Genomic DNA, 17,917 nt, shown 5'->3' with positions numbered 1-17,917 from the left:
CGGTTCAGGACGCGGTGGCCAGGCGCGCCTCGTGCTGGGCCACCGCCTTGCGCCACAGCGGCTCGCGGTCCTCGTCGGCGACCACCAGGCCGAACACGTCGGCCAGGGCGGCGAACCAGTCGGCCCGGTCGTCCAGCACGGTCTTCGTGGTCGTCTCCCCGATCCGGGACAGGGTCAGCGCGCGCAGCACGTCCCAGCCCTCGGCGTCCGTCCGCTCCACGCAGAACGTGCGCACGAACCCCGACTCGGGTGACGTGGACAGGTGGACGTGCCGCTCGGCGAAGTGGTCGACGGTGACGGTGTCGGCCGCGAAGTCCATCGCGTGGAAGCTGCCCCGCGCGTCGTGCTCGAACCGCCACCCGCCCGGAGCGACCTCCGACGGGCGCAGCACGAACGTGAACGGGCCCTGCCGGTGGCTGCCCTCCACCAGCGGCAACGGCGCGTGCGGGCCGTCGCCCAGCCCGACGTCCACCAGCCAGGCGTCAGCGGAGTCCGGCAGGTCGCGCACGGTGAGCGCGAGGTGGTTCAGGTGGATGCCCGGCGCGTCGGCGGGCGTCATCTGCGCGCCGCCGGGGTGCCTGGTCACGTGGTAGCCGAGCGCGCCCAGCAGCTCGGCGAACACGGCGTTGAGGTGGAAGCAGTACCCGCCCCGGCCGGCCAGCACGCGGGCCGCCGAGTCGAGCGGGTCCAGCGACGTCACCCGGCCGAGCTGGATCTCCACCGTCTCGTACGGCACCCGTTCCACGAACGCCCGGTGCAACCGGGCCAGCGCCGCCGCGCTGGGCGGCTCGGCGTCGGCCACGCCGAGGCGGCGCAGGAGCGCGGGCACGTCGAGCTGGGCCATCGTCGATCCCCCATCCGGAACACCCCGGCCGTGGACTCCCCGTCCGGGTGGGACGCGGAAGCCGGGACTTCCGACTCTAGGCAAGGACGATCACAGCGCCGAACGTTTTACCCGAGCCGTCGGGGGAACGAAGGGGCGCGATGTACGACTCCGCAGGGCTGCAGGTGCTCTCCCGCGAGGAGTGCCTGGAGCTGCTCGGCACCGCCGCCGTCGGTCGCCTCGTCTACACCGACCAGGCGTTGCCGGTGGTGCACCCCGTCGTGTTCCTGCTCGACGGCGAGTGCGTCGTGCTCCGCGTGCCGGACGGCAGCGCCACGCTCGTCGCCCGCGACACGATCGTCGCGTTCCAGATCGACGACGTCGCCCCCGACCTGTCCTGCGGCTGGTCGGTGATGGCGGTCGGGCACGTCACCGAGGCGGAGGAGCCCGCGCGGCTGGCCCGGCTGCGGGAGCTGCCGCTGGCCTCGCGCGGCCACGGCCGTGGCGACCACTACCTCGTGGTCGACCTGGAGGTCCTCACGGGCCGTCGCATCCCCTAGGCGGAGGCGTTAACCTCGGAACCTCCGAGCCGGAGGGTGGTCGCGCGTGCCTGCATCCCCGGACGCGAACGCCGCGGTGCGGCTGGACGGGCTCCTGCGCCAGCTCACCGACCGCACCGCCGAGGTCGTGGTCTCGCAGGAACGGCTGCACCGGCTGCTGGCCGCGGTGGTGTCGCTGGCCAGCGACCTGTCGCTGCCCGACGTCCTGCGCCGGATCGTCGAGTCCTCGTGCGACCTCGTCGGCGCCCGGTACGGCGCGCTGGCCGTCGTCGGGCCGGACCGGCAGCTGCTGGAGTTCACCCACGGCGACGGCCACCACCACACCGACTTCGACGGGCCGGGCGCGCCCGCGTTCGACCCGGCCGCGCCCGGCTTCCTCGGCGTGCCCGTGCGCGTGCGCGGGGAGGTGTTCGGCAACCTCTACCTGAGCGACAAGGAGGACGGCGCCGACTTCACCCGCGCCGACCGCGAGGTCGTGGTGGCGGTCGCCGCGGCGGCGGGCATCGCGATCGAGAACGCGCGCCTCTACGAGCGGTCGCGGCAGCGCGAGGTGTGGCTGCGCGCGTCCAACGAGGTGACGAACGCGCTGCTCACCGGCACCCCCGACCGGGACGCGCTGCGCCTGGTCGCGGTGCGCGCCCGGCTGGCCGCGAACGGCGTCGACGCGTTGCTGGCGCTGCCCGACGGGCAGGGCGACCTGGCCGTGCGGGTCCGCGACGGCGAGCACCCCGCGATCGGCGTCGAGGTGGGTGGCGGCGCGGCGCGGGAGGTGTTCGACACCGGCACGGCCAAGGTGCTCGACGGGCTGCCCGGCGACGGCGACCGGGTCGGCCCGGTGGTGGCCGTGCCGCTCGCCGCGGGCGACCGGGTGCTGGGCGTGCTGATGGTGGCGCGGGCCCGTGACCAGCGGGCGTTCGACGTGTCGGACGTGGCCCTGGTCGAGTCGTTCGCCCGGCAGGCCGCGCTGATCCTGGAGTTCACCCGGGCCACCGGCGCGGGACGGCGGCTGGCCGTGCTGGAGGACCGCGACCGGATCGCCCGCGACCTGCACGACCTCGTCATCCAGCGGTTGTTCGGGCTCGGTCTGGGATTGCAGAGCCTGAACGGGCTGGTGGAGCAGCCGGTGGTGGCGCAGCGGCTGGCGGAGTTCGTCACCGAGGTCGACCAGACGATCCGGGAGATCCGGCGCACCATCTTCTCGTTGCAGGAGCCCGCGGCGGGCACGGCCGACCTGCGGGCGCGGCTGCTGAAGGTCGTGCAGGAGTCGACCAGGCTGCTCGGCTTCGAGCCGGCGCTCGCCCTGGACGGCCCGCTCGACTCCGTCGTGCCCGACCACGTCCGGCCGGACCTGCTGGCCACGCTGCGCGAGGCGCTGGCCAACACCGCCCGGCACGCGTCGGCGCGGAAGGTCGACGTGGCGGTCGAGGTGGACCGCGCGGCGACGGTGCTGCGGCTGGTCGTGCGCGACGACGGGGACGGGTTGCCGCCCCGCCGCGGCCGGGGTGCGGGCGGGTTGGCGAACATGGCGGCGCGGGCCGCCCGGTGGAACGGTTCGTGCGAGGTCGAGTCGGTCGAGGGCGAGGGCGAGGGCGGGGGCGGGGGCGTGACGGTGACGTGGTCCGTGCCGCTGGTGCCGGGACAGGGAGGGACATGACCATCTCGGTGCTGCTCGTGGACGACCACGAGATCGTGCGGCGGGGCCTGCACCAGCTGCTGGCCGTGGAAGCCGACATCGAGGTCGTCGGCGAGGCGGCGAGCGCGGCGGAGGCCGTGTCCGCGGCGGGCGCGCACCGGCCCGACGTGGCGGTGATCGACGTGCGGCTGCCGGACGGGGACGGGGTCACGGTGTGCCGGGAGATTCGTTCGACGGTCCAGCCGCCGCCCGCGTGCCTGATGCTGACGTCGTACTCCGACGACGAGGCGCTGTTCGGCGCGATCATGGCGGGCGCGGCCGGGTACATGCTCAAGCAGGTGTCCGGCAACGACCTGGTGGCCGCGATCCGCACGCTGGCCGCGGGCGGGTCGCTGCTGCACGCCGACGTGACCGCGACCGTGCTGCAACGGCTGCGCGGCGGGCCGGTCGAGGACCCGCGCTACGCGGCGCTGAGCCCGCAGGAGCGGCGCATCCTCGACCTGATCGCCGAGGGCCTGACCAACCGGCAGATCGCGACGCGGCTGTTCCTGGCGGAGAAGACGGTCAAGAACTACGTCTCCTCGCTGCTGCACAAGCTCGGGTTCGACCGGCGCACGGAGGCCGGCGTCTACGCCGCCCGCAGGCGGCAGGCCGGCGGCGGGGCCTGGTAGGCCGGCCGGTGTGACAGGGCTCGGCGCGGCGGGGCGTGGTTCGGCGGGTACCGCGGTCGTGGGTGCGGTGGTCGGGTGCGGTGAGGCAGCCCGCGTGGGTGGAGCCGCCGGGGCTGCCGCCTGAGGGTGGCAGCCCCGGCGTGCCGTCACAGCGGCCAGCCGACCAGCGGTCGCGTGGACGCGGCGGTGGGGGCGGTCGGGTCGGGCAGCGGCAGGCCCGGGCAGGTCAGGTCGCCCGGCGGCACCACGCCGTCCACGAGGAACGACTCCACGACGTCGTCCACGCACGCGTTGCCGAAGCCGTAGATGCCGTGGTCGCCCTCGTCGGTCACGGTGAGCAGCCGCGAGCCCGCGAAGTTGCGGTGCGTGCGCTGCGCGCCTTCCAGCGGCGTGGCCGGGTCGCGCACCGACTGCACCATCAGCACCGGCGGCACGCCCCGGCCGGTCGGCGTCCTCAGCTCGAGCCTCGGCCGGTCCCAGGACGCGCACGGCGCGAGGATCTGGTAGTAGCCGAACAGCGGGAACTGCCTGCCCAGCCGCTCGGCCTCGGCGGCCATCGTGACGCGGTTGTGCCGGAACCTCGTGTCGTTGCACGTGATGGCGTAGAGGGTGGCGTTGGACGCGTCGGGGTACCGGGTCAGCGCCGCCGGGACCTCGGTCTGCGCCGTGACGCCGGTCGCGACCTGGCTGAGCCACGCGAGGGCGGCCGCGGCGTCCGGGAACGCGTGCTTGTCGTACTGGGCCCGGACCAGCACGAGGTCGAGCCGGACGCCGTCGACCACGGACCCGTCGTCCAGCGTCAGCGGGTTCGCGGCCAGCTTCGCGCGGGTCGTCTCGTAGACCCGGCGGACCTGCTCCCCGGTCGTGCCCAGGCGGTAGAGGCCGTCGTACCTGGCCACCCACGGCAGGAAGTCGGTGCGGAACCGCCGCTCGAAGCCGTGGCCGAAGTCGTCGAAGACGTCCTGGAACGTGGTGGTGAAGTCGGCGTTCGAGTCGAGCACGAACTTGTCCACCCGGTCCGGGAAGTAGGTCGCGTAGTACGCGCCCATCCACGTGCCGCCCGAGTACCCGATCCAGTTGATCTTCTCCCGGCCCAGCAGGTGGCGCAGGAGGTCGAGGTCGCGGACGGTCTGCTCGGTGTTCACGACCTTGCCGAATTCACCCGAACGGGCCTGGCAGGCGGTGGCCTGCAACTCGGCGGCGTCGTACAGCAGGTTGGTGTTGGCCCGGCTGCGGTCGCGCGGGTCGGTCACGGCCAGCCAGTCCAGCCCGCCGCAGGTGACGTTGGTGCTCGCGCCCGTGCCGCGCGGGTCGATGCCGATGATCTCCAGGGCGTCGACCAGCTTGGTCCGGCCGGTGTAGACCAGGGGCAGCGCGCGGCCGGGCGCGCCGGGACCGCCCGGGTTGGTCAGCACCGAGCCCCTGGCCTCGCCCCCACGAGCCTTGAGCCTGCTCACCGCGATGGTGATGGTCCGGCCGTCGGCGGGCGTGCGCCAGTCGAACGGCGACCGGAACGTGCCGCACTCCAGTCCCTCGATGTCGGCGCACGGCGCCCAGGTGATGGTCTGATCCGTGACGGACCGGTCCGGCCGCGGCTCGGGCTGGGCCTGCGCGTACGTCGGCAGCGCGGCGGCGAGCAGTGCGGCGGACACGACGACAGCGACTCTTCCTCGCATGGGTTCCCCCTCCGGTCGAGGCCTCCACTCCACCGCGCACGTAGGCTGGCGGCAACCGCAGAAAGGCCCTGTTCGGGTCTGCGAAAGACTTAGGCCACTCGGGCTCGGAGGAAAGTAAGGTCGCTGGGGTGGGGATTTTCCGGAGGAAGCGGCCTGCCGCGGTCGCCCGTGAGGTGGTGCGGGACCACACCTACGACGACGCGATCCTGGACATCGCGGCGGAGGAGATGGACGCGGGCCACCTGAGGGCGGCGACCACGGTGCTCGCGGAGTGCCGTGACGAGCCCGAGGTGCGGGCGATGCGGGCGGAGGTGCTCGGCGAGCACGCCATCGGCCACGCCGACGAGCTGCTGGAGCTGGCGAAGGGCAACACCGACCCCGACCTGTGGTTGCTGGCCGGCACCGCGTTCATCCGGGAGGCGTGGGCGATCCGCGGCTCGGGTCGGGCGGACGCCGTCGGCAAGGACCGGTTCAAGGTCTTCTTCGGCACCCTCCGCAAGGCCGTCGGGCCGCTGCACGAGGCCGCGAAGCTCCTGCCGCGGGACGCCGTGCCGTGGGCCCAGCTCCAGACGGCCGGGCTCGGGTTGCAGGTCGACCGGGACCAGAAGGACGAGGTGTGGCGGGAGATCGTGGCGCGGTGCGCGACGCTGTACCCGGCGCACTGGACCCGGTTGCAGATCCTGGCCGGCAAGTGGGGCGGCTCGGCCGAGGAGATGATGGCGTTCGCGCACGGCAGCGTCGACGCCGCGCCGCCCGGCGACCCGGTGGTGGCCATGCTGCCGCTGGCGCACTTCGAGATCTTCCTGGAGCAGTTCGAGGACGCCGTGCAGTCCCGGTCCGCGTTGAAGATCGCGACGTTGAAGATGCGCTACTTCAGCCGGCACCGCGACGAGATCGCCACGGCGGCCGACAAGTGGGACTCGACGCCCACCAAGCCCCACCCGCGGGCCCTCCAGGCGCACAACCTGTTCGCCGCCGCGTTCGCCCTGGCCGACGACGCGCCGCGCGCGAAGCGCCACCTGCTCGGCATGCGCGACCACGTGCACGAGGTGCCCTGGGCGTACGTCGCCTACCTGGCGGACGACCTGGAGAAGGAGTACTCGGAGCTGGCCAACAAGTACCTGTGACGGCGGGTGGCCGGGTCGCGCCCGGCCACCGCGCGACGTCAGCAGCTCTGCTTGTAGAAGTACTTCGAGTTGGCCTCCATGTCGGCCTTGGTCAGCGCGACCAGGTCCGTCTCGACGTCGCGTTCCACGGGCTTGCCCTCCAGCGCCGCCACGGCCTGCTCGACGCCCGTCCGGCCGATCGTCGCCGGGTCCTGCGCGATCAGGGCCTGCACGGCGCCGGCCCGCAGGTCTTCCACCTGTTTCGGTGACGCGTCGAACCCGACCAGGTTCACCACACCGGTCTTGCCGGCGTTGCGCAACCCGGTCGCCGCGCCCTCGCCGGTGTTCAGGTTGGTCGCGAACACGCCGATCAGGTCCGGGTTGGCCGACAGCGTGGCGGTCACCTTGGACGCCGCCTGGTCGGGCTCGTTGTCGGTGTACTGCTGCCCGACGTACTTCAGGTTCGGGTGCTTCCCGATCTCCTCCTCGAACCCGGCGGCCCGCGCGTCCGTGGTCGACGTGCCCGCCTTCGTGTTCAGCACCAGCACCGAACCGGGCTTGTCGCCGACCAGCCCGGCCAGCGTCCGAGCCGCCAGCCGCCCGCCCTGCTCGTTGTCGGACGAGATCGTGGAGGACGCGATCGACGTGTCCTCCAGCTTGGTGTCGACCTCCACCACCTTGATCCCGGCGTCCTTGAGCTGCCGCATCGGCCCGGCCAGGGCCTTGTCGTCGGTCGGCGCGATGAGCACCGCGCCCGGCTTGTTCGCCAGCACGCCCGTCACGATCGGGGTCTGCAACGTGGCGTCGAACTTCGCCGGGGCCTGCACGTCGACCTCGTAGCCGGCCGCCGAGGCGGCCTCGCGGAAACCGCACTCCATCGAGATGTAGAACGGCTCCGCCGCCACGCCGGGGATCAGCACCATCTTCTTCGCGTCACCCGTGCCGCCGGTGTCGCCGATCTGCCCACCACCACCGCACGCGGTGAGCAATAAAGCCGTTGAGACAAGAGCAACCGTCGTCCTTGACATGTTCTCCCTCTCTTTAGCGCTTGTCGCGAGCCCTCCTGCGTGACTGGTCGAACCACACGGCCGCCACCAGGACCAGCGCCACCGCGATCGGCTGCCAGTACACGTTCACGCCGACGATCACGAACCCCTTGCGCAGCACGGCCGGGACGAACACGCCGAGCACCGTGCCCACGACCGACCCCGCGCCGCCGAACAGGCTGGTGCCGCCCAGCACCACGGCGGCGATGGCGTTGAGGTTGTCGGTGTCGTGCCCGGTGATCGACGCGACCCGGAAGTACGCCAGCGCCATGAACCCCGCCAGCCCGGCCAGCACGCCCGCGAGCAGGTACACCGTCACCAGGTGCCGGGTCACCGGGATGCCCGCGCGCCGGGCCGCCTCCTCGTTCGACCCGATGGCGTACGTGTGCCGCCCGAACGCCGTCGTGCCCAGCACCAGCGCGCCCACGGCCGTCACCGCCGCGGCCACCAGCACCAGGTTCGGCACCCCGAACCACGTCCCGGTGCCCAGGGTGTCGCCGAGCACGTCCGGCACGCCGGCCACGTTCGAGCCGTGGGAGATCAGCTGCCCCGCGCCGAGCGCCGCGCCGAACGACCCGAGCGTCACGATCAGCGGCGGTAGGCCGGCGCGGGCGATCAGCAGCCCGTTCAGCAGGCCCCACGCCGCGCCGGACGCCACGGCCACCAGCAGGCCGACGAACACCACACCCCACCCGGCGGTGGTGGCGTTGCCGTCGTGCAGGGCGTTCATGGTCATGGCCGACGTGACGCCGGAGAACACCAGCACCGAGCCCACGGACAGGTCGATCCCGGCGGTGACGATCACGTACGTCATGCCGACCGCCAGCACCAGCAGCACCGACGTCTCGACCAACGTGGTCTGCAACGTGAACACGGTCAGCACGGCGTCCGGCCGCAACGCGCCGAACACCGCGATCAGCACCAGCAGCACCACCGCGATCCCGAGGGTGTTCGCGCCCGTCACCCGTCGCAGACCGGCGCGGGCCGTCACGAATCCCCCTGGGACAGCGCGCCGGTCATCGCGCCGACCAGCTCCTCGACGGTGGTCGACGCGGCGTCGAACCGCGCCACCCGCCGCCCCAGCCGCAGCACCTCGACCCGGTCGGCCACGGCCAGCACCTCGGGCATGTTGTGGCTGATCAGCACCACCGCCATGCCCTGGTCGCGGACCCGCCTGATCACGTCGAGCACCCGCTTGCGCTGCACCACGCCCAATGCGGCGGTGGGCTCGTCCATGAACACCACGCGGCTCGCCCACACCACCGACCGCGCCACGGCCACGCTCTGCCGCTGCCCGCCGGACAGCTGCCCGATCGGCACGTCCACGTCCGGCAGCGACACCCCGAGGTCGTCGAACGAGGCGACCGCGCGCCGCCGCATCTCCCGCTTGTCCAGCACGCCGAGCCGGCCGAGCAGCCCGCGCCGGCGCAGCTCCCGCCCCAGGAACAGGTTCGCCGCCGGGTCGAGGTCCGGCGCCACCGCCAGGTCCTGGTACACGGTCTCGATGCCGAGCGACCGGGCGGCCACCGGCGAGTCCAGCACGACCGGCGCGCCGTCGAGCGAGATCGTGCCCGAGTCCGGCCGCTCCACCCCGGACAGGCACTTCACCAGCGTCGACTTGCCCGCGCCGTTGTCGCCGACCAGCGCGACGACCTCGCCCGCGCGCACCGTGAACGACGCGCCGCGCAGCGCTTCCACACTCCCGTAGTGCTTCACCAACTCCCGTGCGTCCAGCAGGGGTAACGCCATGTCTCAGCTCCCGAGGCTCGACACCGATGGCGGCCTGCACCGGATGGCGACGACGTCGCCGGTCACCACGACCTCACCCGCCGCGTGCGGCACGACCACCGTGCTGCCCCGGTGCACCGCGACGGGACCGAGCGTGCCGGCGCCTTCCAGCACCGCGTAGACGCCGAACGAGGGCTCCAGCGCCGCCGTGCCGGAGACGTGCAGCCGGTCGGCGCGGAAGAACGGGTCGGCCTGCGCGTCGAACAGGTTCACCGACGCGCCGGTCAGCGCCCGCGTCCGCCGCACGAGGTCGTCGGGGGACTGGGCGCGGCGCTCCACGCAGTCCAGCACCTTGTCGTAGCCGAGCCCGAGGTGCCCGGCCTCGGCGTCGGCCAGGAAACCCCGCCACTCCAACGTGACGGAGAAGTCCGTCGGCTGCTGGAGCTCGACGATGAACACGCCCTCGCCGATGGCGTGCGGCACGCCCGCGGGCACGAACACCGTGTCACCCGGCGACACCCCGACCGGGTTGAGCGCGCCGAGCATCGCCGACGAGTCCTGTGTGGACACCCACTCGGCGACGACGGCGGCGGGCACGTCCTCGCGGAACCCGAGGTACACCGTCGGTTCCGGGCCGAACGTGCCGATCACGACCCACGCCTCGGTCTTCCCGTGCCGGCAGCCCAGGTGCGTCGAGGCGAACTCGTTCGACGGGTGGCAGTGCACCGGGAGCCGCTGCCCGGCGTCGAGCAGCTTCACGAGCAGCGCCGTGTCGGCGCCGAAGCCGGCCACGTGCTCCTCGCCCAGCCACGACACCGGATCGGCCGCCACCGCGTCCCGCAGCCACCGCCCGTCCGGGAGGCGGGACAGCCCGGCCTCGTCCTTGCCGAACTGCGTGGTGGTCGACGCGACCCAGTCCTCCGGTCCCCGGTCCGCGTCGGCCTGGCTCCGGAACGCCGCGATCGCCGCACCGCCCCGGTAGAACTGCGAGGGCTGGTTGGCCTCCAGCGCGACGGGCTCGTTGTCGGAACTCATGCGGGAACCTCTCCTGATCCACGGGCCACCAACCGGACCGGCAGGACGACGCGGCGCGGCGGGGAGCCGTCGCCGTCCAGCCGGGCGAAGAGCAGGTCCGCCGCTGCCTTGCCGAGCGCGCTCGCGTCGTGCGCGATCACGGTCACCGGCGGCGACAGCAGGTCGGCCAGCTCGAAGTCGTCGAAGCCCACGAGCGCCGGTCGTTCCGCCGCGCCGGCGAGCGCGCGGACGGCGTGCACGGTGATCCGGTTGTTGCCGGTCACGACGGCGGTGGCGGGCTCGGCGGCGTTCCGCAAGCCCCACAACGCCTTGCGCACCGACTCCTCGTCGTGCGGGCCCATGACGACCAGCGACTCGTGGTAGCCGATGCCGGCCCGCACGCAGCCCTCGCGGTAGCCGCGCAGGCGCTCGTTGGCGGTGAAGATGTCCGGCGCGTCGCCGAGGAACGCGATCCGCCGGTGCCCGAACGACGCCAGGTGCGCGACCGCCTCGACGGTGCCGCCGATGTTGTCCACCAGCACGGTGTCCGCCACGACGTCGCCCGCCGGCCGGTCGAGGAACACGACGGGCGTGCCCGCCCGCATCTCGGGCACCAGGTACCCGTGCTGCAGCCCGGCGGGCACGATCAGCAGCCCGTCCACCCGCCGCGAGCAGAACTCCAGCGACAGCTCGCGTTCCCGCGCCGGGTCCTCATCGGACGATCCCGTGATGACCTGCCTGCCGCGCAGCCGCGCGATCTCCTCGACGGCGCGCGTGACGCCCGAGTAGAACGGGTTGCCGACGTCCTCCAGCACGAGGCCGATGGTGCCCGTCGACGAGCCGCGCCGCAGGTTGCGGGCGCTGAGGTTGCGCCGGAAGCCGAGCTGGTCGATCGCCGCGAGCACCCGCTCGGCCGTCGCCGGGTGCACGCCTGCCTCGTCGTTCACCACGCGCGAGACGGTCTTGATGCTGACGCCCGCCAGCCGCGCCACGTCGTTCATCGTGGCGCGCCGAACCTTGCGGGCGCCTGCCTGCGCGCCGTTCGGGGACAACGTTGTCATAGTGGCCGAATCACACACCGCGCGTTCACAGATGTCAACGGTCGCACCTGTCTCGAACCGATGGTCGCGCCTGTCTCGAACCGGACAACCCCGCGTTGCGGGGGTTGACGCGCCCCCGGCACTCTCCGTGGGTATGCGAACACGGACTGGTCGTAGACAGCGTTGTCACGTCGGGCGGGCAAGCAGATCCGGTCCGTGACCTGCCCGCGTCAGTGACCGGCGGGACGCTGCACGTGTTCGCCGTCGCGGTCGGCTGACCGCGGTGATCGGGCCTTTCGCCGCGGGCCGGGGCGGTTATGGTGGGTCGTGTGACGGCAACGGCCAGCCCCGATCCCGTCGAGTCGGTGAACACGTTCATCGGCACCAAGGACGACGGGAACACGTTCCCGGGCGCGTCGATGCCGTTCGGCATGGCGCACTCCAGCCCAATCGGCTCGCACTACGCGGGCTACCGCTACGACGACCCGGTGATCCGCGGGTTCGGCCACTTCTTCCTGTCCGGCGCGGGCTGCTCGGAGCAGGGCGGGCTGGTGTCGGTCCTGCCGACCACGGGCCTGCCGCGCACGTTCGACCACCGCTCCTACGGCTCGGCGTACACGCACGACGGCGAGGTGGGCAAGCCCGGCTACTACCGCGTCGCGCTGGCGTCCGGCATCACGGTGGAGACGACGGCGACGACCCGTGCCGGGGTGGAGCGGTTCACGTTCCCGCCCGGCGTGACGCCGCACGTGCTGGTCAACGTGGGCCAGGCGAACGACGGCGAGCCGGTGTTCGCGAGCAGCGTCCGGGTGGTGGACGACCGCACGCTCGCCGGAACCGTGGTGGCGCAGGCGTTCTGCGGCGGCAAGGCGTACACCACGTACTTCACGACCACGTTCGACCGGCCGTTCCGGCGGACCGGCAACTGGGGCGGCGCGGACGGCGGCGCGGGCCTGCGCGGCCAGTGGGTGGCGTTCGACGGCGCCGGTCCCGTCACCGCCGCCACCGCGATCTCGCACGTGGACGCGGAAGGCGCGACGAGGAACCTCGGCGAGGCGAGGGGCAGGTCGTTCGACGACCTCCGTGCGGCGGCGCAGCGGGCGTGGCGCGACGAGCTGTCGTGCGTCGAGGTCGACACGGCCGACGCGACCGACCGCACGGTCTTCTACACCGCGCTCTACCACGTGCTGTTGCAGCCGTTGACGGGCAACGACGTCGACGGCCGGTACCTCGGGTTCGACAACCGGGTGCACGTCGCCGACGGCTGGACGTACCACGAGTTCTACTCGCTGTGGGACACCTACCGCGCGCACAACCAACTGCTGGCGCTGCTGCGCCCGGCGCGCGCCAGGGACATCGCGCGGTCCGTGCTGGCGATCCACGAGCAGGGCGGCTGGCTGCCGCGGTGGGCGTACGCCAACCAGGAGACGAACACGATGACCGGCGACCCGGTCACCCCGTTCCTGGTCGACCTGTGGCGGTTCGGCGCGCTGGAGGGCTTCGAGGAGCAGGCGTACCGGGCGCTGTGGCAGAACGCCACGTCGGTGCCGCCCGCGTCGTCGCCGTTCGAGGGGCGCGTCGGCAACCCGTCGTACCTGGCGCACGGTTTCGTGCAGTACGACAAGAACTTCCCCAAGAAGGGCCAGGACGTCGACCCGCACCACGGCGCGTCGGCGACCATGGAGTACGCGCTGGCCGACAGCTCGCTGTCGATCATGGCGGAAGCGTTGGGGCACAAGGAGGACGCGGAAGCGCTGCGCCGCCGCGGCCGGAACTACCGGGTCCTGTGGGACGCCGCGGTGGCGGACCGCGGCTTCACCGGGTTCCCGCGGCCGAAGGTGGCGGGCGGACGGTGGCTGGACCCGTTCAGCCCGCAGGGCCAGGACGGCTTCCACGAGGGCACGGCGTGGCAGTACCAGTGGCTGGTGCCGCAGGACGTGCCCGGCCTGGTGGAGCTGCAGGGCGGCCGGGAGGCGTCCCTGGCCCGGCTGGACGACTTCTTCGCCTACCCGGACCTGGTGGCCGACCCGGCGCGCGTGGTCCGAGAGAAGTGGGTCGTCGGGCCGTACAACTACTACAACCAGTTCCGGTACAACCCGAACAACGAGCCGGACCTGCACGTGCCGTGGGTGTACGCGCTGGTGGGGCAGCCGTGGAAGACGTCGGCCGTGGTGCGGGCGGCGCAGACGTTGTTCGTGGACGCGCCCAACGGCGTGACCGGCAACGACGACCTCGGGCAGATGTCGGCGTGGTACGTGTGCGGCGCGCTCGGCCTGTACCCCGTGACACCGGGCACCGGCCGGTTCGTGCTCAACGCGCCCCGGTTCGCCCGCGCGGTGATCCACCTGGAGAACGGCCGTGACGTCACCATCACCGCGGCCGGCGCCGACCCGTCCACGCTGCAGTACGTGCGCGCGCTCGACGTCGCCGGAGAGCCGTGGGACAAGGTGGACCTCGACGTGGAGCGGCTGCGTGCCGGCGTGCACCTCGACTACCGCCTGACCGCCGACCCGGAGGAGGCGACGTGGGGCACGGGCCCGGACGCCACGCCGCCGGCGCCCTGCGCGGGACCGTGACCGGGCGGTGTTCCACGGCCGGACCGGGCGGTGAGCCACCCGTCGTAACCGCGGCCACGCGCAGAGCGACCGCGCGATCAGCCGAAAGTCGTGACCGGTGTCGACTTCGGTCGCGCCTTGGCCGAAGCGCCACCGCCGGACCACGGCCCCCATTACCGTCCAGCCATGACAGGGGCACGCATACCGGCCGTCGTGGTGGCGGACATCCGCAAGAACTACGGCGAGCTGAAGGCCGTCGACGGGGTCTCGTTCACCGTCGCCGAGGGGGAGTTCTTCGGCATCCTGGGGCCGAACGGCGCGGGCAAGACCACCACGCTGGAGATCGTCGAGGGCCTGCGCAAGGCCGACGGCGGCCGGGTGACGTTGCTGGGCGAGCCGCCGTGGCCGCGCAACCCGAAGTTGCTGCCCCGGATCGGCGTGCAGCTCCAGGCGTCCAGCTTCTTCGAGAAGCTGACCGCGCGGGAGCAGCTCCAGACGTTCGGCTCCCTGTACGGCGTGAGCCGGGCCAAGGCCGACGAGATGCTGGAACTCGTCGGCCTCGCCGACAAGGCCGACGTGCAGGAGAACAAGCTGTCCGGCGGCCAGCGCCAGCGCCTGTCGATCGCGTGCGCGCTCGTGCACGACCCCGACCTGGTGTTCCTGGACGAGCCGACCGCCGCGCTCGACCCGCAGGCCCGCCGCAACCTGTGGGACGTGCTGCGCGCCATCCAGGCCAGGGGCAAGACGATCGTCTACACCACGCACTACCTGGACGAGGCCGAGATCCTGTGCGACCGGGTGGCCATCATGGACCGGGGGAGGATCCTCGCCATGGACGCGCCCGCGACGCTCGTCCGCGGCCTCGACGCGCCCACGCACGTGGTGCTGCAGAAGGGCGTGCTGACCCGTGAGGCGGCCCGTGCCATCACCGGCGTCGAGGACGCCCACGAGGACGAGGTCTCGCTGACCATCTCCACCCGCAAGCCCGCGCCGGTCCTCTCGGCGCTCGCCGAGCGCGGCACCTTGGACGGCCTCCAGGTGCGCACGGCCACGTTGGAGGACGTCTTCCTCGACCTGACCGGACGGGAGTACCGGGCATGACCGCGTTCAAGAGCCTGTCGGCCGCCATGGTCAAGGGCTTCGTGCGCGACAAGATGGCGTTGTTCTTCACCTTCCTCTTCCCGCTGATGTTCCTGGTCGTGTTCGGCCTGCTGTTCAGCGACTCCGGCAGCGACAAGACGAAGATCGGCGTCGTCGGCGACGGCCCCGTGCTCGCCGCGCTGGAGCGGACCGGCGCGCTGGAGCTGGAGGAGCACGACGACGCGGCCGCCGCGCGGCAGAAGGTGAACGACGGCGACCTGCCCGCCGTCGTGGTGCTGGACGGCGACCGGATCGACGTGACGTTCGCGGCCAGCGACCAGGTCGCCGCGGGGACGGTGATCGGCATCGTGAGCGGTGTCGTCGACAAGATCAACCTCGCCGAGGCGGGCGTGCCGCCGCGCTTCACCGTGGACGCCAAGCCGGTCGAGGACGCGTCGCTCAAGCCCATCCAGTACCTGACGCCCGGCATCCTGTCGTGGGCGATCTCGATCTCCGGCGTGTTCGGCGCGGCGCTGACCATGGTGTCGTGGCGCAAGAAGCAGGTGCTGCGGCGCATCCGCCTCGCGCCCGTCAGCACGACGAGCGTCCTCAGCTCGCGGATCGTCGTGAGCGTCGGCACCGCGCTGGCGCAGGGCGTGATGTTCGTCGCGGTCGCGTCGCTGCCGCTGTTCGGCCTCCGGCTGACCGGCCAGTGGTACCTCGCGCTCCCGCTGCTCGTGCTCGGCACCGTCGCGTTCTTCGCGATCGGCATGCTGGTCGGCGCGTTCTGCAAGACCGAGGAGGCCGCGTCCGGTGCGGCGAACATCATCATCCTGCCCATGGCGTTCCTGTCCGGCACGTTCTTCCCGATGGAGAACGCGCCCGGCTGGCTCCAGGCGGTGTCCAACGTGTTCCCGTTGCGGCACATGAACGACGGCATGCTGGACGTCCTGGTGCGCGGCAAGGGGGTCGAGGCGCTGCTGCTGCCGTCCGCCGTGCTGGTCGGCTTCACCCTCGTGGTCGGGTTCGTCGCGGCCAGGGTCTTCCGCTGGGAGGACTGACCGGGGGCCGACGGAGTGGTGAGCGTGCTCACTGCGCACAATGGGTGGCATGCTCACCAGCCCCGTCGGCCGCTTCCGCCTCCTCGCGCTCGCCGAGGCGGTGTCCTGGGCAGGCCTGTTGATCGGCATGTTCTTCAAGTACGTGGTGGTCGGCAACGAGATCGGCGTGAAGATCTTCGGTCCGATCCACGGCGCGATCTTCGTCGGCTACGTCCTGGTGACGTTGATGCTGGCGCAGCGCTGGGACCGCCGGACGCTGGTCCTCGGCCTGGTCGCGAGCATCCCGCCGTTCGGCACGGTCGTGTTCGAGCGCTGGGCCAACCGCACCGGCCGGCTGACCGAGGCCCCGTCGGCTCAGACCTCGAAGGACTGAGCGCGCGCCGGTTCCGCCTCCGGGTTGCCCAGGTGGTAGACCCGCTCGCTCGGCTCGACGTGGTCCAGGAACTCCTGGTACACCCGCGCGCCGACGAGGTGTGACGCCGGCCGGGCGTGCCGCAGCGCGCTCGCCGGGTCGTTCTCAACGACCCGCTCGACGACCTCGGCGTCCGGCAGCCGGCAGTCGACGCGGGGCGCGTCGGCCGGCAGCACCCGTCCCGGCTCGGCCGCGCGCACCGCGGGCGCCAGGTCCGGGTCGGCCGACCGGGTCAGCCCGCCGTCCGGCACGCGCTCGGCCTCCACCTGGTACGTCACCACGCCGTCACGCGTGCCGGACGTGGCGGTCGCGACCAGCCGCAGCACGCTCGTCGGCACGCCCAGCACGCGGTCCAGGTGCGCGGTCACGGGCTCGACGTCGTTCCACCACGGGCTGTCCACGGCGAACGGCTCGGCCTCGCCCGCGTACCGGCCGCCGACCGTCACCAGCGCCCTGATCTCCCGCACACGTGCAGGGTGGCCGCGCGGCCGTCGCGTGTCGACCGGATTTGCCCCGGCCCACCGTCGTGGGGGGTCGGTCCCGACCTCGGCCGGCGCTGGCCCGGTCCGCTCAGCCCTTGTCCGGTCCGCTCAGCCCTTGTCCGGTCCGCTCAGCCCTTGTCCGCGCCGCTCAGCCCCGGGCGGTCCCGGTCAGTCCTCGAAGTCGCCGACCGCGCGGCGGACCTTCGCCAGCAGGTCGGTCAGCTGCTCGGTCTGCCGGTCCGTCAGCCCGCGCAACCCGAACTCGACGCTCGTCACCGCCTCGGTCGCCGCCTCGCGGCGGGCGTGCCCGGCTTCGGTGATCTCGACGAGCGTGGTGCGGCGGTCCGTGGGGTGCGGGTTGCGGCGCACGAGCCCGTCGGCTTCCAACCGGTCCACGATGTTCGTGACGCTCGTCGGGTGCAGCTGGAGGCGTTCGCCCATGACCCGCATCGGCAGGCTGCCGGTGCGGGCGAAGGTCAACAGCACCAGCGCCTCGAACCGCGCGAACGTCAGGCCGTGCGGTTTGAGGGCGGCGTCCACGGCGGACTGGATGATCTGCTGTACTCGCATGACGCTCGTGACCGCCGCCATCGCCGTCGACGGTCCGATCCGCTTCTCCCACAGCTCGGCGGCGCGCGCGATGGGGTCGAACGGCAGCGGCTGGGACGTCATGCCGCGAAGCTACCAGTGGGTACCCGTCCATCAGGAGGCAGCAGTGCTCGTCGCGTTCAGTGTCAGCCCGCTCGGCGGGGAGTCCGACGGGGTGGCGGCGGCCGTCGCGGAGGCGGTGCGCGTGGTCCGCGAGTCGGGCCTGCCCAACGAGACCAACGCCATGTTCACGCTGGTCGAGGGCGAGTGGGACGAGGTGATGGCGGTGGTGAAGAAGGCGACGGAGGTCGTCCAGGCCACCGCGCCGCGGGTGAGCCTCGTGCTCAAGGCCGACATCCGGCCCGGCTGGACGGGCCAGCTCACGGCCAAGGTGGAGCGCGTCGAGCGCCACCTCGCGGGCGAGGCCTGACATTTAGTAGGA

18 protein-coding genes are annotated in these 17,917 nt (G+C 72.6%); 9 read left to right on the top strand and 9 right to left on the bottom strand.

What is annotated here, in order from left to right; translation table 11 throughout:
• Positions 1 to 4: 4 nt before the first annotated feature.
• On the bottom strand, positions 5 to 844 hold the full coding sequence (locus ACRAKH_RS29000; protein WP_380721006.1) for an arylamine N-acetyltransferase family protein: 840 nt from the start codon (positions 842 to 844) through the stop codon (positions 5 to 7).
• 140 nt (positions 845 to 984) lie between these two features.
• Between ACRAKH_RS29000 and ACRAKH_RS28995 the strand changes: the two genes are divergently transcribed.
• The 3 genes from ACRAKH_RS28995 to ACRAKH_RS28985 are packed head-to-tail and all read left to right on the top strand — an operon-like array spanning position 985 to position 3,687.
• Positions 985 to 1,383, top strand: a complete 399-nt coding sequence (locus tag ACRAKH_RS28995; RefSeq protein ID WP_380721003.1) for a pyridoxamine 5'-phosphate oxidase family protein — start codon at positions 985 to 987, stop codon at positions 1,381 to 1,383.
• Positions 1,384 to 1,429: 46 nt separating this feature from the next.
• Entirely contained in the window at positions 1,430 to 3,037 is a 1,608-nt protein-coding gene (locus ACRAKH_RS28990) for a GAF domain-containing protein (protein ID WP_380721000.1), read from the top strand.
• Entirely contained in the window at positions 3,034 to 3,687 is a 654-nt protein-coding gene (locus ACRAKH_RS28985; RefSeq protein ID WP_380720997.1) for a response regulator, read from the top strand. The genes ACRAKH_RS28990 and ACRAKH_RS28985 overlap by 4 nt, the downstream gene beginning before the upstream one ends.
• 146 nt (positions 3,688 to 3,833) lie before the next feature.
• Here the strand turns inward: ACRAKH_RS28985 and ACRAKH_RS28980 are convergent, their stop codons facing one another.
• Positions 3,834 to 5,363 (bottom strand): alpha/beta hydrolase, encoded by a 1,530-nt coding sequence (locus ACRAKH_RS28980; RefSeq protein ID WP_380720994.1) that lies wholly within the window; start codon positions 5,361 to 5,363, stop codon positions 3,834 to 3,836.
• A 128-nt stretch (positions 5,364 to 5,491) separates the two neighbouring features.
• Between ACRAKH_RS28980 and ACRAKH_RS28975 the strand changes: the two genes are divergently transcribed.
• Positions 5,492 to 6,490: a hypothetical protein gene (locus tag ACRAKH_RS28975; protein ID WP_380720992.1), complete on the top strand. Its 999-nt coding sequence runs from the start codon at positions 5,492 to 5,494 to the stop codon at positions 6,488 to 6,490.
• 38 nt (positions 6,491 to 6,528) lie between these two features.
• Here ACRAKH_RS28975 and ACRAKH_RS28970 read toward each other — a convergent pair whose 3' ends face one another.
• From ACRAKH_RS28970 to ACRAKH_RS28950, 5 genes are read right to left on the bottom strand one after another with little or no spacing between them, the layout of a single operon-like run.
• Positions 6,529 to 7,497 carry an ABC transporter substrate-binding protein gene (locus ACRAKH_RS28970; protein WP_380720990.1) on the bottom strand — a complete coding sequence of 323 codons (969 nt, stop codon included), beginning with the start codon at positions 7,495 to 7,497 and terminating at the stop codon, positions 6,529 to 6,531.
• A gap of 13 nt (positions 7,498 to 7,510) precedes the next feature.
• Complete coding sequence (locus tag ACRAKH_RS28965; RefSeq protein WP_380720987.1) at positions 7,511 to 8,506, bottom strand: ABC transporter permease; 996 nt, start codon at positions 8,504 to 8,506, stop codon at positions 7,511 to 7,513.
• Positions 8,503 to 9,264 carry an ATP-binding cassette domain-containing protein gene (locus ACRAKH_RS28960; protein WP_380720984.1) on the bottom strand — a complete coding sequence of 254 codons (762 nt, stop codon included), beginning with the start codon at positions 9,262 to 9,264 and terminating at the stop codon, positions 8,503 to 8,505. The genes ACRAKH_RS28965 and ACRAKH_RS28960 overlap by 4 nt, the downstream gene beginning before the upstream one ends.
• Before the next feature lie 3 nt (positions 9,265 to 9,267).
• Positions 9,268 to 10,278 carry a class I mannose-6-phosphate isomerase gene (locus ACRAKH_RS28955; RefSeq protein WP_380720982.1) on the bottom strand — a complete coding sequence of 337 codons (1,011 nt, stop codon included), beginning with the start codon at positions 10,276 to 10,278 and terminating at the stop codon, positions 9,268 to 9,270.
• Positions 10,275 to 11,258, bottom strand: a complete 984-nt coding sequence (locus ACRAKH_RS28950) for a LacI family DNA-binding transcriptional regulator (RefSeq protein WP_380721028.1) — start codon at positions 11,256 to 11,258, stop codon at positions 10,275 to 10,277. Before ACRAKH_RS28950 ends, ACRAKH_RS28955 begins: the two co-directional genes overlap by 4 nt.
• 356 nt (positions 11,259 to 11,614) lie before the next feature.
• Here ACRAKH_RS28950 and ACRAKH_RS28945 point away from each other — a divergent pair, with 356 nt between their 5' ends.
• The 4 genes from ACRAKH_RS28945 (at position 11,615) to ACRAKH_RS28930 (ending at position 16,366) form a co-directional block, all read left to right on the top strand.
• Positions 11,615 to 13,873: a GH92 family glycosyl hydrolase gene (locus ACRAKH_RS28945; protein ID WP_380720979.1), complete on the top strand. Its 2,259-nt coding sequence runs from the start codon at positions 11,615 to 11,617 to the stop codon at positions 13,871 to 13,873.
• A 165-nt stretch (positions 13,874 to 14,038) separates the two neighbouring features.
• Positions 14,039 to 14,953: an ABC transporter ATP-binding protein gene (locus tag ACRAKH_RS28940; protein ID WP_380720977.1), complete on the top strand. Its 915-nt coding sequence runs from the start codon at positions 14,039 to 14,041 to the stop codon at positions 14,951 to 14,953.
• On the top strand, positions 14,950 to 15,993 hold the full coding sequence (locus tag ACRAKH_RS28935; protein WP_380720974.1) for an ABC transporter permease: 1,044 nt from the start codon (positions 14,950 to 14,952) through the stop codon (positions 15,991 to 15,993). Before ACRAKH_RS28940 ends, ACRAKH_RS28935 begins: the two co-directional genes overlap by 4 nt.
• A 49-nt stretch (positions 15,994 to 16,042) precedes the next feature.
• Positions 16,043 to 16,366 carry a DUF3817 domain-containing protein gene (locus tag ACRAKH_RS28930; protein ID WP_380720971.1) on the top strand — a complete coding sequence of 108 codons (324 nt, stop codon included), beginning with the start codon at positions 16,043 to 16,045 and terminating at the stop codon, positions 16,364 to 16,366.
• Here the strand turns inward: ACRAKH_RS28930 and ACRAKH_RS28925 are convergent.
• Both ACRAKH_RS28925 and ACRAKH_RS28920 read right to left on the bottom strand, forming a co-directional pair.
• A complete protein-coding gene (locus ACRAKH_RS28925) occupies positions 16,348 to 16,872 on the bottom strand; it encodes a hypothetical protein (RefSeq protein WP_380720968.1) in 525 nt (174 codons plus the stop codon). The genes ACRAKH_RS28930 and ACRAKH_RS28925 overlap by 19 nt on opposite strands.
• Positions 16,873 to 17,055: 183 nt before the next feature.
• Complete coding sequence (locus tag ACRAKH_RS28920; protein ID WP_077009514.1) at positions 17,056 to 17,559, bottom strand: MarR family winged helix-turn-helix transcriptional regulator; 504 nt, start codon at positions 17,557 to 17,559, stop codon at positions 17,056 to 17,058.
• A gap of 43 nt (positions 17,560 to 17,602) precedes the next feature.
• On the opposite strand from ACRAKH_RS28920, the gene ACRAKH_RS28915 reads away from it, so the two are divergent.
• Positions 17,603 to 17,905: an MTH1187 family thiamine-binding protein gene (locus tag ACRAKH_RS28915; protein ID WP_380720965.1), complete on the top strand. Its 303-nt coding sequence runs from the start codon at positions 17,603 to 17,605 to the stop codon at positions 17,903 to 17,905.
• Positions 17,906 to 17,917: the final 12 nt, after the last annotated feature.

Source organism: Saccharothrix hoggarensis, from assembly GCF_052936025.1.
The sequence above is the reverse complement of the archived record's forward strand: the minus strand, read 5'-3'. Positions and strand labels throughout refer to the sequence as shown.

Coding starts and splice junctions, on each gene's coding strand:
- ACRAKH_RS28950 (WP_380721028.1), bottom strand. CDS start 11,258: ATGAACGACGTGGCGCGGCTGGCGGGCGTCAGCATCAAGACCGTCTCG.
- ACRAKH_RS28995 (WP_380721003.1), top strand. CDS start 985: ATGTACGACTCCGCAGGGCTGCAGGTGCTCTCCCGCGAGGAGTGCCTG.
- ACRAKH_RS28935 (WP_380720974.1), top strand. CDS start 14,950: ATGACCGCGTTCAAGAGCCTGTCGGCCGCCATGGTCAAGGGCTTCGTG.
- ACRAKH_RS28985 (WP_380720997.1), top strand. CDS start 3,034: ATGACCATCTCGGTGCTGCTCGTGGACGACCACGAGATCGTGCGGCGG.
- ACRAKH_RS28980 (WP_380720994.1), bottom strand. CDS start 5,363: ATGCGAGGAAGAGTCGCTGTCGTCGTGTCCGCCGCACTGCTCGCCGCC.
- ACRAKH_RS28955 (WP_380720982.1), bottom strand. CDS start 10,278: ATGAGTTCCGACAACGAGCCCGTCGCGCTGGAGGCCAACCAGCCCTCG.
- ACRAKH_RS28920 (WP_077009514.1), bottom strand. CDS start 17,559: ATGACGTCCCAGCCGCTGCCGTTCGACCCCATCGCGCGCGCCGCCGAG.
- ACRAKH_RS28930 (WP_380720971.1), top strand. CDS start 16,043: ATGCTCACCAGCCCCGTCGGCCGCTTCCGCCTCCTCGCGCTCGCCGAG.
- ACRAKH_RS28940 (WP_380720977.1), top strand. CDS start 14,039: ATGACAGGGGCACGCATACCGGCCGTCGTGGTGGCGGACATCCGCAAG.
- ACRAKH_RS28960 (WP_380720984.1), bottom strand. CDS start 9,264: ATGGCGTTACCCCTGCTGGACGCACGGGAGTTGGTGAAGCACTACGGG.
- ACRAKH_RS28945 (WP_380720979.1), top strand. CDS start 11,615: ATGGTGGGTCGTGTGACGGCAACGGCCAGCCCCGATCCCGTCGAGTCG.
- ACRAKH_RS29000 (WP_380721006.1), bottom strand. CDS start 844: ATGGCCCAGCTCGACGTGCCCGCGCTCCTGCGCCGCCTCGGCGTGGCC.
- ACRAKH_RS28970 (WP_380720990.1), bottom strand. CDS start 7,497: ATGTCAAGGACGACGGTTGCTCTTGTCTCAACGGCTTTATTGCTCACC.